Origin of the sequence: Nocardiopsis sp. NPDC058789, from assembly GCF_042745575.1 — a bacterium.
GTDB lineage: Bacteria > Actinomycetota > Actinomycetes > Streptosporangiales > Streptosporangiaceae > Nocardiopsis > Nocardiopsis eucommiae.
Window position 1 is genome coordinate 38946 of record NZ_JBHYOW010000010.1, and the last position, 13512, is coordinate 52457.

10 protein-coding genes are annotated in these 13512 nt (G+C 71.2%); 8 read left to right on the forward strand and 2 right to left on the reverse strand.

What is annotated here, in order from left to right; translation table 11 throughout:
* The first annotated feature begins 64 nt into the window (after window positions 1-64).
* The 3 genes from ACFW3L_RS16340 to ACFW3L_RS16350 all read left to right on the forward strand — a co-directional run bounded on the left by ACFW3L_RS16340 (window position 65) and on the right by ACFW3L_RS16350 (window position 2710).
* Entirely contained in the window at window positions 65-361 is a 297-nt protein-coding gene (locus ACFW3L_RS16340) for an antibiotic biosynthesis monooxygenase (protein WP_378741128.1), read from the forward strand.
* 202 nt (window positions 362-563) lie between these two features.
* The gene (locus tag ACFW3L_RS16345) at window positions 564-1952 is read left to right on the forward strand and encodes a glycine--tRNA ligase (protein ID WP_378741130.1); all 1389 of its coding nucleotides are present in this window, start codon (window positions 564-566) and stop codon (window positions 1950-1952) included.
* A 149-nt stretch (window positions 1953-2101) separates the two neighbouring features.
* Window positions 2102-2710 carry a LysE family translocator gene (locus tag ACFW3L_RS16350; protein ID WP_378741132.1) on the forward strand — a complete coding sequence of 203 codons (609 nt, stop codon included), beginning with the start codon at window positions 2102-2104 and terminating at the stop codon, window positions 2708-2710.
* 25 nt (window positions 2711-2735) lie between these two features.
* On the opposite strand, the gene ACFW3L_RS16355 is transcribed toward ACFW3L_RS16350, so the two are convergent.
* Window positions 2736-4118 carry a PLP-dependent aminotransferase family protein gene (locus ACFW3L_RS16355; protein WP_378741134.1) on the reverse strand — a complete coding sequence of 461 codons (1383 nt, stop codon included), beginning with the start codon at window positions 4116-4118 and terminating at the stop codon, window positions 2736-2738.
* A 302-nt stretch (window positions 4119-4420) separates the two neighbouring features.
* Here ACFW3L_RS16355 and ACFW3L_RS16360 point away from each other — a divergent pair, with 302 nt between their 5' ends.
* The 3 genes from ACFW3L_RS16360 (at window position 4421) to ACFW3L_RS16370 (ending at window position 8187) form a co-directional block, all read left to right on the forward strand.
* The gene (locus ACFW3L_RS16360; RefSeq protein ID WP_378741136.1) at window positions 4421-4795 is read left to right on the forward strand and encodes a PadR family transcriptional regulator; all 375 of its coding nucleotides are present in this window, start codon (window positions 4421-4423) and stop codon (window positions 4793-4795) included.
* A complete protein-coding gene (locus ACFW3L_RS16365; protein WP_378741138.1) occupies window positions 4792-6174 on the forward strand; it encodes a permease prefix domain 1-containing protein in 1383 nt (460 codons plus the stop codon). The genes ACFW3L_RS16360 and ACFW3L_RS16365 overlap by 4 nt, the downstream gene beginning before the upstream one ends.
* A gap of 126 nt (window positions 6175-6300) precedes the next feature.
* Complete coding sequence (locus ACFW3L_RS16370; RefSeq protein WP_378741140.1) at window positions 6301-8187, forward strand: PQQ-binding-like beta-propeller repeat protein; 1887 nt, start codon at window positions 6301-6303, stop codon at window positions 8185-8187.
* A 54-nt stretch (window positions 8188-8241) separates the two neighbouring features.
* Here the strand turns inward: ACFW3L_RS16370 and ACFW3L_RS16375 are convergent, their stop codons facing one another.
* Complete coding sequence (locus ACFW3L_RS16375; protein WP_378741142.1) at window positions 8242-8913, reverse strand: hemolysin III family protein; 672 nt, start codon at window positions 8911-8913, stop codon at window positions 8242-8244.
* 465 nt (window positions 8914-9378) lie between these two features.
* Between ACFW3L_RS16375 and ppdK the strand changes: the two genes are divergently transcribed.
* Window positions 9379-12072: a pyruvate, phosphate dikinase gene (ppdK, locus tag ACFW3L_RS16380; protein ID WP_378741144.1), complete on the forward strand. Its 2694-nt coding sequence runs from the start codon at window positions 9379-9381 to the stop codon at window positions 12070-12072.
* A gap of 341 nt (window positions 12073-12413) precedes the next feature.
* The gene (locus tag ACFW3L_RS16385; protein ID WP_378741146.1) at window positions 12414-13511 is read left to right on the forward strand and encodes a YdcF family protein; all 1098 of its coding nucleotides are present in this window, start codon (window positions 12414-12416) and stop codon (window positions 13509-13511) included.
* Window position 13512: the final 1 nt, after the last annotated feature.

Consider the following 13512-nt stretch of genomic DNA (forward strand, 5'->3'; position numbering starts at 1 on the left):
GGAGTGGGCCGCCTCGGAGCACCTCCGGGGCGGCCCACTCCCGTGTCTGCGCCACAATGGTCGGGTGATCGTCATCACCCGATACTCCGTGCCCGAGGCCGACACCGAGGCCTTCCGAACCGACGCCGACGCCGCCGTGGCGGTCCTGGCCCAGCGTCCGGGGTTCCGGTGCCACCGCATCGGCCGCGCCGCCGACGAACCCACGCTGTGGACCGTGGTCACCGAGTGGGACGGCGCCGGGTTCTACCGGCGGGCGCTGTCCGACTTCGACGTCAAGGTCACCGCCGTCCCGCTGCTCTCCCGGGCCATCGACGAACCCACCGCCTTCGAGATCCTCACCGGCGGTGAGGCGCCGTCCTGACACCCGGTCCCCTCCTCCGACAGGGGACCGGGCGGGCCCCGCACAAAGAGTGCGCACCCGCCTCCGGATTGCTCTAGCCTGGTGGGAAGCGGTCTCCCGGAGCGCCACACCCGTGGCTCCGCGCGCGGACCGCCTCCCCACAGAACCGACGATGTATCGCGAACAGCGATCCACCGACCGCCAGCCGGATGGAGAGTCACCCATGGCCGCCAAGTCAGAGGCAATGGACGCACTGGTCAACCTCGCCAAGCGCCGAGGTCTGGTCTACCCCTCCAGTGAGATCTACGGAGGTCTGCGCGCCGCCTGGGACTACGGCCCCCTGGGCGTGGAGCTGAAGAACAACGTCAAGCGCCAGTGGTGGCGTTCGATGGTGCAGGAGCGGGACGACATCGTCGGCCTCGACTCCAGCGTGATCCTGGCCCGCGAGGTCTGGGAGGCCTCCGGCCACGTGACGGCCTTCGTGGACCCGCTCACCGAGTGCCAGTCCTGCCACAAGCGCTTCCGGGCCGACCACCTCATCGAGGCCTACGAGGAGAAGCACGGCAAGGAGCCCGCCGACGGCCTGGCCGCGATCGCCTGCCCCAACTGCGGGGCCAAGGCCTCCTTCACCGAGCCGCGGATGTTCAACGGCCTCCTGCGCACCTACCTGGGCCCGGTCCAGGACGAGAAGGGCCTGGCCTACCTGCGTCCGGAGACGGCGCAGGGCATCTTCATCAACTACAAGAACGTCGAGCAGAGCGCCCGCCGCAAGGTCCCCTTCGGCATCGGCCAGATCGGCAAGTCCTTCCGCAACGAGATCACCCCCGGAAACTTCATCTTCCGGACCCGTGAGTTCGAGCAGATGGAGATGGAGTTCTTCGTCAAGCCGGGCAGTGACGAGGAGTGGCACCAGTACTGGATCGACCAGCGCCACCAGTGGTACCTGGACCTGGGCATCGCCAAGGACAACCTGCGGCTGTACGAGCACCCCCAGGACAAGCTCTCCCACTACTCCAAGCGGACCGTGGACATCGAGTACCGGTTCAACTTCCAGGGCAGCGAGTGGGGCGAGCTGGAGGGCGTCGCCAACCGGACGGACTACGACCTCAAGACGCACGCCGAGGCCTCCGGTGTCGACCTGTCCTACTTCGACCAGGAGAACAACGAGCGCTACATCCCCTACGTCATCGAGCCCGCGGCCGGTGTCGACCGGGCGGTGCTCACGTTCATGCTCGACGCCTACAACGTCGACGAGGCGCCCAACGCCAAGGGCAAGCTGGAGAAGCGCGCCGTGATGCGCCTGGACCCGCGCCTGTCGCCGGTCAAGGCCGCCGTCCTGCCGCTCTCGCGCAACGCCGACCTCTCGCCCAAGGCCCGCGACCTCGCCGCGCTGCTGCGCAAGCGTTGGAACGTGGAGTTCGACGACGCGGGCGCGATCGGCCGCCGCTACCGCCGTCAGGACGAGATCGGTACCCCGTTCTGCGTGACGGTGGACTTCGACACCCTTGAGGACGACGCGGTGACCGTGCGCGAGCGCGACACCATGTCGCAGGAGCGCGTGTCCCTGGACCGCGTGGAGATGTACCTGCTGGAGCGTCTGCCCGGCTGCTAGCGCCGGAGCCCGCGACACCCGCGGCCGTCCTTCCCCGACCCGGGGAGGGGCGGCCGTTCGGCGTTGGCGCCGCCCGGGAAGGTTTGGACCACTCACAGCGTCCCGGTTTGGCTCTTCCGGCCAGACCATGCTGGCGCGAGGGTGGGGGTGTGACCACCGAGTTCCTTCTGACGTCCCTCGTCCTGACCCTCACGCCCGGACCCGGCGTGGTGTTCACCCTGGCCGCCTCCCTCTCCAGGGGAGCGCGAGCGGGGGTGGTGGCCGCGGTCGCCTGCACCCTGGGCCTGCTGCCGCACGTGCTCCTCGCGCTGACCGGCGCGGCCGCGCTGCTCGCGGCCAGCCCCGTGGCCTTCGCCGCCGTCCGCTGGCTGGGAGTGGCCTACCTGCTGTACATGGCCTGGGGGAGCTGGACGGGGACGGGAGCCCTGAAACCGTCGGGCGGGAGCACGGCACCCTCGTACCGGGCGACCCTCACCGGTGCCCTCCTGGTGAACCTGCTCAACCCCAAACTGAGCGTCTTCTTCCTGGCCTTCCTGCCGGTGTTCGTGGACACGGGAGCGCCGGACGCACTCCAGCGGATGGTCCTGCTCAGCGCCGTGTTCATGGCCGTCACCCTGGTGGTCTTCGTCGGCTACGGTCTGGGAGCGGCCCTGGTCAGCGAGCGCGTGGCCGCCCGTCCGGGGGTGATGAGGGTGGTCGGCAGGGTCTTCGCGCTGTGCTTCGTCGCGATGGCCGCCCACCTCGCCCTGGTGGTCTGAGACCCCCGGGGCGGGATCGCGCCGTTCAGGGGCGGCGGAGGAGTCCGCCGAGCACGGCGATCGCCGCCGCCAGCCGCGCGGGCGGATGGGTTCCGTAGGAGACCACCACGCCCGGCGGCCCCGGGACGGCGCGCAGGGACGACAGCGGCTCCACCCTGATCCCCTCCTCGCGGGCGCGTTCGGCCAGGACGGCGTCGTCCACGTGCTCCGGAAGCAGGACCAGCAGGTGGATTCCGGCGGCCACCCCCTCGACCACCGCTCCGGGGAGGTGCTCGGCCACGGCCCGGACGGCCGTGTCCCGACGCCTGCGGTGGCGGGTCCGCATGGTGCGCAGGTGCCGTTCCAACGCTCCGGAGCGCAGGAGCTCGGCCAACGCCAACTGGGGCAGCACGGGGGAGCCGAGGTCGGTGCCCCAGCGGGCCCGGACGAGGTCGTCGTGGAGGTCGGACGGGGCGACCAGCCAGCCGAGCCGCAGCCCCGGCCCGAGGGTCTTGGAGAGGCTCGACACGTGGGCGACGCGCTCGGGGGCCATGCTGTGCAGCGCGCGCACGGGGCGGCGGTCGTACCGGTACTCCGCGTCGTAGTCGTCCTCGACCACCAGCCCGTCCCGTTCCTCCGCCCAGGTCAGCAGGGCGCGGCGGCGGGCGGGTGAGAGGACCACCCCCGTGGGGAACTGGTGGGCGGGGGTGACGAGTGCGGTCCGGGCCCCGCTCGCGGCGAGCTCGTGCACCACCAGTCCCTCCTGGTCGACACGGACCGGGACGGTGGGGGTCGACCAGTGGGCGAGGATGCGGCGGTTGCCCTCGGCGCCCGGGTCCTCGACCGCGACGGTCCCGCGCCCCCGGTCGTGCAGGACGCGGGCCAGGAGGGCGAGCGCCCCGGTGACGCCGCCGGTGACGATGATCCGGTCGGGAGGGGCGAGGACGCCTCGGCTGCGGGCCAGCCAGGAGGAGAGTTCGGTGCGGAGCGCGAGCGTGCCCTGGGCCGGTGCGTAGGTGAGCGCGCGACCGTCGGACCCGGACAGGACGCCCTCCTCCGCCCGGAGCCAGGCCGCGCGGGGGAAGGCGCTGAGGTCGGGGGTGCCGGTGGAGATGTCGAGCAGGTCCGGCTCGGCCCTCGGGTCCCGCGACCTGAACGCGGTCGGCGGCGGTGGGCTCGCGCTCACCACGGTGCCGCCGCCCCTGTTGGCGGTGAGCAGGCCCTCCTCGGTGAGTCTGCGGTAGGCCTCGACCACGGTTCCCCGGGCCACGCCCAGTTCCTCGGCCAGCGCACGGGTGGGTGGCACACGGGTGCCCGGTTCCACGCGGCCGTCCCGGAGGGCGGTCCGGACCCGCTCCACGAGCCAGCTCACCCGTCGGCCGCGTGGGACGTCGAGGGTGTGGAGCTGGAGGAAGTTCGCGCCGCTCATCGTGGGGGAGCCTAGCGGAAGGGGGCGCGACAGCAGAGACGGCCGGACCCGGGGGGATGTGGTTTCCGACCGCCTCTTCGACGCCCCGGCCGCACACGGCCGGAGCACCGGTTCTCAACCTAACGTCAGCCCCGAGGGGTGGTGGGGCGGTTTCGGCCCGCTTGTCCCATCGCGTGAGTAAATCGTGACGACCGTGAGCCCGCTCGTGCGCGGTATCACCATGCCCGGATTCATGCCTAGAACAGCTATGCCTAGAGCTGCTAGGGTTCGTCGGGTCGGAACACCGAGGTACGAGGACACGCATGCACATAGACAAGGACCTGGTCGCCGCTTCGGCCACCCCGATGGTTCTGGGAATCCTGTCCGAGGGCGAGTCCTACGGCTACGCGATCGTCAAGCGCGTCAACGAGCTCTCCGACGGTCGCATGAACTGGACCGACGGGATGCTGTACCCGCTGCTGCACCGGCTGGAGCGCAACGGTCTCGTCCGGGCCTCCTGGGGCCGGTCGGAGGCGGGCAGGCGCCGCAAGCACTACGCGATCACCGAGGCGGGGCTGGAGGCCCTGGCCGAGCGGCGCGAGCAGTGGAGCGTGGTCGAGGAGGCGCTCCGGCGGGTCTGGGAGGCGGTTCCACGCCCCGAGTACCCGGGCTCGGAGTCGGCAGGGGGGTTCGCGTGACGGTCGAGGGCGCACGCGGTGACGTGCTGGAGGAGCAGATCGACCAGTGGCGCGGCTTCGTGACGCGCCGTCGGGTCATCTCGGCGCCGGACGTGGAGGAGATGGAGGACCACCTGCGCGAACAGATCACCGAGCTGGAGTCGGGTGGTCTGGACAGCGAGGAGGCCTTCCTGGTCGCGGTCAAGCGCATGGGCGGCCTGGACGCGGTCTCGCGGGAGTTCGCGCGGGAACACTCCCACCGGCTCTGGAAGCAGCTGGTCCTGGTCCCCGACGCCGAGGAGGAGACCGGCGGCTCACGCTGGCGCGAGCTCGGGGTGACGCTGCTCTTCGCGGTCGGCGCGGGGCTGGCGGTCAAGCTGTTGGAGGTGACGGTCGACGACGGGATGGTGGTGACCCGCAACCTCCCCTTCGTGATCCTGCCCTTCCTGGCGGGGTGGTTCGCCTGGAAGCGCCGCGCGCCCTGGCAGGTGGGCGCCGTGACGGCGGCGCTCGCGGCGGTCCCGGCCCTGGCTGTGAACCTCTACCCGTTCCAGGAGTCCCCCGGGCCCTTCCCCCTGCCCGGGATGACCGCCGTCCTCGCCCTGACACACGCGCCGGTCCTGTTGTGGCTGCTCGTGGGCGTACTGCACACGGGTGGCCGGTGGCGCTCCCACGAGCGGCGGATGGACTTCGTGCGGTTCACCGGCGAGCTCGTGATGTACCTCGTGCTGATCGCCCTCGGCTCCATGGTCCTGGTGGGCCTGACCGTCGCGGTGCTCGGCCTGGCCGACGTGGACATCACCCCGTTCTTCGCGGCCTGGCTCCTGCCCGTCGGTGTGCCGGGCTCGGTGCTGGTGGCCGCGTGGCTGGTGGAGGCGAAGAAGAGCGTGGTGGAGAACATCACGCCGGTCCTGGCCAAGGTCTTCACCCCGTTGGCGCTGCTGATGCTGGTAGCGGACCTCGCCGCGCTGCTGGTGAACGGACCGCTGGCCAGGGTCGACCGCGAACTGCTGATCGTGATGGACGCGGTCCTGGTGCTGGTCCTGTTCCTGCTGCTCTACTCGATCTCGGCGCGCGACCCGCTGCTGCGGCCGGGGGTCTTCGACTGGCTCCAGTTGGCCCTGGTGGGCACGGCGCTGGCGGTGAACGCCGTCGCCCTGACGGCCATGCTCACCCGGATCGCGGAGTTCGGCTTCACGGCCAACAAGACGGCTGCCCTCGGCCTGAACCTCGTGCTGCTGGTGCACCTGGCGTGGTCGGCCTGGCTGCTGCTGGGCTTCGTGCGGGGCACACGGCCGTTCGCCGCCGTCGAGCGGTGGCAGACCACCTACCTGCCGGTCTACGCGGTGTGGGTCGCCGTGGTGGTGCTGGTGTTCCCGCCGCTGTTCGTCTTCGCCTGACCGTTGCGATCGGTGGCCAGGCCCCAGGTCCGGCCACCGAACGCGGGTTCCCCGGCCGCGCGGAGTGCGGGCCGAAGGACGCTACCGCCGAGGTCCGCTGTCAGGGCCCGCTGCCATACTCCTGTGGTGCCCTTCTCTCGTTCCCCCCTGGCCGGAGCGGGTGCCGTCAGCGGCGCCGTTCTCCTCCTTCTGGCCGTCCCCTCGCCCATCGGCCTGTCCGAACTCACCCCGTTCCCGGCCCGACTGTTCGGGCCCGCCGTGGTCGTCGCCGCACTGATCTTCCTGGTGTGGGACAGGCGCCCCCAAGAGATCCGGATCCGCTACATCCTGGCCCTCCTTGTGGGGGCGATCGCGCTGGGTCTGGCCCCGTTCCAGTGGCTCAACGCCGCACGTGTGATCCAGAGCGAGCTCTCACCCGCGTATCTTGCCGACGTCGTGTACCTCCTCGCCCTCGTGCTGGTGGGCCTCACCGTGCCTGTGTCCGTCGTCGTCTCCCACGTGTCCGACGGTGGAGACCCGAGCGCGTCCACGCGCTCGGCCGTCCGGGGGCCCTGGCGGGTCGCGCGCGGGGTCGGAGCGGGCGCGGTCGCCGCCCTGGCCCTGGTGGCCGTCGCGGTCCGGCCGGTCACGGCACTGATCCCGCTCCCAGCGCCTCCGTTCCGGTTCGACGCCGAGTCCGTCGTCGTGGAGGCCGGTGGCGCCCCCGCCCCGGTGCCCTCGACGGTCACCGGGGGCAGCTGGACGTGGCGGGCCCCGGAGGGCACCTTCGTGAGGGCCGCGTTCCCGGCGGGCCACGGTGTGCTCGCCCAGCTGGAGGACAGCCTGGTGATGCTGGACGGTCCCACGGGCGAGGAGCGGTGGTCCTACCGGCTCAGAGGTGAGGACGCCTCCATGCACGGGGTGGGGGTGAGCCCGGACGGAGGGACCGTGTTCCTGGAGTCGTTCTCCGGATCACCTGCCAGGGTCGCCATCGTGAGCCTGGACGCCCTCACCGGCGAGCCGCACTTCGAGACGGTGAGACCGGCGTCGTGGGAAGGCGCGACCCCGACCGTCACGGACGACACCCTCGTCACCTGGACCAGGGCGGCCGTCCTCGGGTTCGACGCGCGGACGGGCCTGCCCCTGTGGTCGCGGGACCTCCCCTCGGAGTGCGTCCTGCCGAACCAGGACCCCCACGACATGCCGAACCACACGGTGACGACGTCCGGCGCCGTCGTGGGGGCCCTGTGGTGCGGGGAGGTGGATCACCTCAGCGGCGCCCGGTGGAACGAGAGCGGGCAGGACGCCGTCGTACGACTGTGGGCATTCGATCCCGCGAGTGGGGACGATCTGTGGCACTACGAACAGGACGTCTCCGCTGCCGAACGGTCACCGTCCGTGGTCGTGCGCGCGGCCTGGGACGCCTCGCTGGTCGGTTTCCATGTCGGCTACCGCTACGGGACCGACGAGGAGGAGGATCGTTACCTCCATCTGGCCCACAGGGTGATCCTGGACCCGGAGTCCGGTGAGCCGTTGGCATCCCAGTCGGCGCCGGAGTGCCGGGGTGCCGAGCCCGGAATCGTGGTCGGCACCGCCGCCATGGCCGGTCAGCACCTGTCCCTCGAGTTCGAGGGCGCGTGCCGGGACCGCGAGGAGATCGGCTACCGGATCGACGGTGTGAACGGGGAGACCGAGCTCGCCTTCGACCTTCCCGAGCAGGAGGGGGAGGGGTGGACGGTTCCCGGCCGACACACGGTGGAGCACCTCCTCGTCGCCGAGGACGTGCTCCTGGCCTTCTCCGCGCGCTACCTTCCTCTGCAGAGCGAGAGGCACGCCATCGACAAGGTCGAGTACGCGGTCGTTCCGGTCCCCCGTGGGACCGGAGTCCCGGGTGAGGCCGTCGCGGGGGAGGTCCCGGTGTGGGCCGACGGCGTATCGCTGGGGGACAGGGACGAGCTCGCTCCGTTCGTCCCCGCGCCGGGGGTGATCGCGCTCGCGATCCCCGGCACCACCGAGATCCACGGACTGCTCTGAGCACGTCGCGGCCCTCCCGCCCAGGTCACGCCGGGGTGGAAGGCCGGGCCGGGATCAGGTGGCCGTGTAGACGACGAACGAGACCGCGATGTAGTGGCAGACGAAGGCCGCGATGGTCAGGGAGTGGAAGATCTCGTGGAACCCGAACCAGCGGGGAGCGGGGTCGGGCCGCTTGAGCCCGTAGACCACGGCGCCGACGCTGTAGAGCACGCCGCCCACGAGGATGAGGATCCAGGTGGCCGGGTGGGTGCCGTTGACCAGGTCCGGGATGAACAGCACCGCGACCCAGCCGATGGCCAGGTAGAGCGCGGTGGAGAGCCAGCGCGGAGCGTTCAGCCACAGGAGCTTGAACGCGACCCCGGCGATCGCCCCGCCCCAGACCAGCGCGAGCATGGCCGTGCGCAGGGTGCCCTCCAGCACGAGCATGATGAACGGCGTGTAGGTGCCCGCGATGATGAGGTAGATGTTCGAGTGGTCCATGCGGCGCAGGACCTTCTGGGCCCGTGGTGACCAGCGGCCCACGTGGTAGATGGCCGAGGTGCTGAACAGCAGCACCGAGCTGAGCGCGTACACCGCGCTGGCCGCCATGGCGGGTGCGGTGGGGGAGAGCGCCACCAGGACGATGCCCGCCGCCAGGGCGAGCGGTGCGGTGCCCAGATGGAGCCATCCCCGGAGCCTGGGCTTGACCGCCTCCAGTAGGTCCCCCGCGGCAGCGGCTGCTCGCACGCTCCCTGTCTCCCGCGCCTTCGACACCGTTCACACCCTTCAGATCCGGCGACCCCGCTCCCTGGCGGGCCACACCGAGAAGCCTAACTTACGGATGCGTAGGTTACTTGATGGTAATCCTGTGTCGCGCGGCACAGTGCGTCCCGGGAGAGGGGGCCTGTCGGGGGATTGGTCGCGCCACGGTGTGGGCCGCCCGCGCCCGTCCGGCTCCGGATGGGGGTGGTGGTCGAGCAGGCGTGACCAGCGTCGACGTCCTCGGTGGAGTTCCTGGAGTCCCGTTCTCGCGGGTGGGTGGCCTGTTCTGCCTCTGGACCATTGGTATAGACCTCTTTGGCGTCCATGAACAGGCACTATGCCGAAACAGGGTGGTTCATGGAGGGTCGCTTGTGCGGACTGTGGATAGGGTCGCGCCCAACAGGGGCCGACCCCACGCCGACGGCCGCGAGAGAACGAGGGAGCACCCCCGTGACCAAGTACGTCTACAAGTTCACTGAGGGCAACAAGGACCTGAAGGACCTGCTCGGCGGCAAGGGGGCCAACCTCGCCGAGATGACCAACATCGGTCTCCCGGTTCCTCCCGGTTTCACCATCACCACGCAGGCGTGCCGTCACTACCTGGAGAACGGCGCCGTCCCCGACGGGCTCGACGCCGAGATCGAGGCCGACCTCAGGGACCTGGAGAAGGCCATGGGGCGGAGCCTCGGCCAACCCGACGACCCCCTCCTGGTGAGCGTGCGGTCCGGAGCCCGCTTCTCCATGCCCGGCATGATGGAGACGGTCCTCAACATCGGCCTCAACGACGAGTCCGTGGTCGGCCTGGCCGCCCAGGGCGGCGACGAGCGCTTCGCCTGGGACTCCTACCGGCGCCTCGTCCAGATGTTCGGCAGGACCGTCCAGGGCATCGACGGCGACCTGTTCGAGGAGGCCATCGACGAACTCAAGGCCGCCAAGGGCATCACCGACGACCTCGACCTGGACGCCGCCGACTTCCGCCAGCTGGTGGAACGGTTCAAGGAGATCGTCACCGAACAGACCGGGAGCCCCTTCCCGGCCGACGCCCGCGAACAGATGAACCTCGCGGTCAGGGCCGTCTTCGACTCCTGGAACGCCCCCCGCGCCGTCCTGTACCGCCGTCAGGAGCGCATCCCCGCCGACCTGGGCACCGCCGTCAACATCTGCTCCATGGTCTTCGGCAACCTCGGCATGGACTCCGGCACCGGCGTGGCCTTCACCCGCGACCCCGCCACCGGGCAGACCGGCGTCTACGGCGACTACCTCCAGAACGCCCAGGGCGAGGACGTGGTGGCGGGCATCCGCAACACCGTCCCCCTCACGGAGCTGGAGCGGATCGACCCCCACAGCCACGCGGAACTCCTGGGGATCATGGACACCCTGGAGAACCACTACCGCGACCTCTGCGACATCGAGTTCACCATCGAGCGCGGCCGACTCTGGATGCTCCAGACCCGCGTGGGCAAGCGCACCGCCGCGGCCGCCTTCCGCATCGCGGACCAGCTCGTGGACCAGGGCATGATCGGTCTGGACGAGGCGGTCCAGCGCGTCACCGGCGACCAGCTCGCCCAGCTGATGTTCCCCCGCTTCGACGAGGAGGCCGCCTCCGGGGAGGACGTCCACCGCCTCGGGCGCGGCATGAACGCCTCCCCGGGCGCCGCCGTCGGCAAGGCCGTCTTCGACTCCTACACGGCCGTCAAGTGGTCGCGCAGCGGGGAGCGGGTCATTCTCTGCCGCCGTGAGACCAACCCCGACGACCTGGAGGGCATGATCGCGGCCGAGGGCATCCTCACCAGCCGGGGCGGCAAGACCTCGCACGCCGCCGTGGTCGCCCGGGGGATGGGCAAGACCTGCGTGTGCGGGGCCGAGGAACTCGACATCGACACCAAGAACCGTCGGATGACCGCCCCGGGCGGCGAGGTGATCGAGGAGGGTGACGTCATCTCCATCGACGGCACCAGCGGCCGGGTCTACCTCGGTGAAGTGCCGGTCGTCGACTCCCCGGTGGTCCGCTACTTCGAGGGGGAGATCGACCCCGCCTCCGACCAGGCCGACGACCTCGTGCGCTCCGTGCACCGCCTCATGCACTACGTCGACGCGGCCCGCCGCCTCTACGTGCGCGCCAACGCCGACACCCCCGAGGACGCCGCCCGCGCCCGCCGCATGGGCGCCCAGGGCATCGGCCTGTGCCGCACCGAGCACATGTTCCTCGGCGACCGCCGCCAGCTCGTCGAGCGCCTGATCCTGGCCGACACCCCCGACGAACAGCAGGACTCGCTGGACGCCCTGCTGCCCCTCCAGCGCGAGGACTTCGGGGGAATCCTGGAGGCCATGGACGGGCTGCCCGTCACGGTCCGGCTCCTCGACCCGCCACTGCACGAGTTCCTGCCCGACATCACGGAGCTCTCGGTGCGCGTGGCCGTGGCCGAGGCGCGGGGGGAGAGCCACGAGAACGACCTGCGGGTCCTCCAGGCCGTGCACAGGCTCCACGAGCAGAACCCGATGCTGGGGCTGCGCGGGGTGCGCCTCGGCCTCGTCGTGCCGGGGCTGTTCACGATGCAGGTGCGGGCCATCGCCGAGGCCGCGGTCGACCGGATCAGGGCGGGCGGTCGCCCCCGGCCCGAGATCATGATCCCGCTGGTGGGCACCGTGCAGGAGCTGGAGATCATCCGGGACGACGCGCTGCGCGTCCTGCGCGAGGTGGGGGAGGAGAGCGGCGTGGAGCTGGACTTCCCGGTCGGCACCATGATCGAGCTGCCGCGCGCCGCGCTCACCGCCGGGCAGATCGCCGAGCACGCCGCCTTCTTCTCCTTCGGCACCAACGACCTCACCCAGACCGTGTGGGGCTTCTCCCGCGACGACGTGGAGGCGTCCTTCTTCTCCGCCTACCTGGAGAAGGGCGTGTTCGGTGTGTCGCCGTTCGAGTCGTTGGACGTGGACGGGGTGGGCCGCCTGGTCCGCATCGCCGCCGAGGAGGGCCGCGCCGCGCGGCCCGGCATCAAGCTCGGAGTGTGCGGTGAGCACGGCGGCGACCCGGCCTCGGTGCACTTCTTCCACCAGGTGGGGCTGGACTACGTCTCCTGCTCCCCGTTCCGGGTGCCGGTGGCCCGGTTGGAGGCCGGTCGGGCCGCCGGCCGCTCCGTGTAGCGGCCCACGATCACCCGTGGCCGCGCCCCCGCGACAGGGGCGCGGCCACGGGCGTTCCGGGCGTCCGGGGACACTAGAATCGGGCGTCACGGCCCAGGTCGACGGAAAAGTCAACCGTGACCTTTTCGTGATATATTCTCGACGTCGGTACGCTCCTGAGCGCGACGCCCCCGATCCCCCTCCACGCGGTCGGGGCCGCGGGCGTCCATCGGCCACCCGTTCCACCTCGGCTCCCCCTTCCCGGTGTCCCCGCTCACACGGGGAGGCCACGAACCAGCGGTGGGGGCCGGGCGTCCCAGAGGGGGTACCGCGTCATGATCCAACCAAGCGGAGGTGGGCCGGTGCGAACGGCGAGCGACGGTCGCGGTGACGAGCCGTGGGACGACCCGGCCACGGCCCCCTTTGACCACGAGGCCACACAGGTGTTCTCCCGTGACGGGCTGGCCGGTGCGGCCTCGGCGGCCGAGAGCACCCGGCGGTTCACCCGTCCCGAAGCCTCCGGCGGTCCCGTCGGCCCGGACGACGGCACCCGGGAGTTCAGCCGCGCCGACCCGACCGACTCCGCCGACCAGGGCGCCGCCTTCACCCGCAGGTTCGTCCGCGACCGACCGCCGACGCGCGGGGGCCGCGACCTTCCCCCGTACCGGGACACCGCCGACGACGACCACGGGCGCGGCGGTACCGAGGAAGGATACGAGGACCCCCTCGACCCTCCCTTCGGGGAACCGTACGAGGAACCGCCCTCCCGTGAACGCGGCGGCCGCCGGAACCCGCCGCCGCCCCGCGGACCGCGCACCCACACACCCAGGCGCCGCAGGCGCCGCCGCTTCCGGGTGCGCTGGCTCGTCGCCCTGATCCTGGTCACCGCCCTGGCGATCCCGCCCGGCACCTGGGGATGGGTCTGGTACACCGCCCGCCAGGACGACCGCGCGACCTCCGACGCCATCGTGGTCCTGGGCGCCAGCCAGTACAACGGCGTGCCCTCGCCCGTCTTCGAGGCCCGACTGCGCCAGGCGCAGGTCCTGTACCTGGACGGTGTGGCGCCGCACATCGTCACGGTGGGCGGCAAACAGCCCGACGACGCCTTCACCGAGGCGGCGGCGGGCCGCAACTGGCTCATCGAGGTGGGCATCCCCGCCGACCACGTCGTCGCGGTCGAGGAGGGCAGCGACACCCTCCAGAGCTTCCAGGCCATGGAGGGGGTCTTCGAGGCCAACGGCTGGGAGACCGCCATCCTGGTCTCGGACCCCTGGCACAGCCTGCGCAGCAAGGTGATGGCCGCGGACCACGGGATCGAGGCGGGCACCTCGCCCGCGCGCTCCGGCCCCGCCGTCATCGAGCGCCGGACGCAGCTGTGGTACATCACGAGGGAAACCGCCTCGCTTTGGTACTACTGGATCTTCAACGACAGCAGCGACATCCGTGTCAACGCGGCCTGAC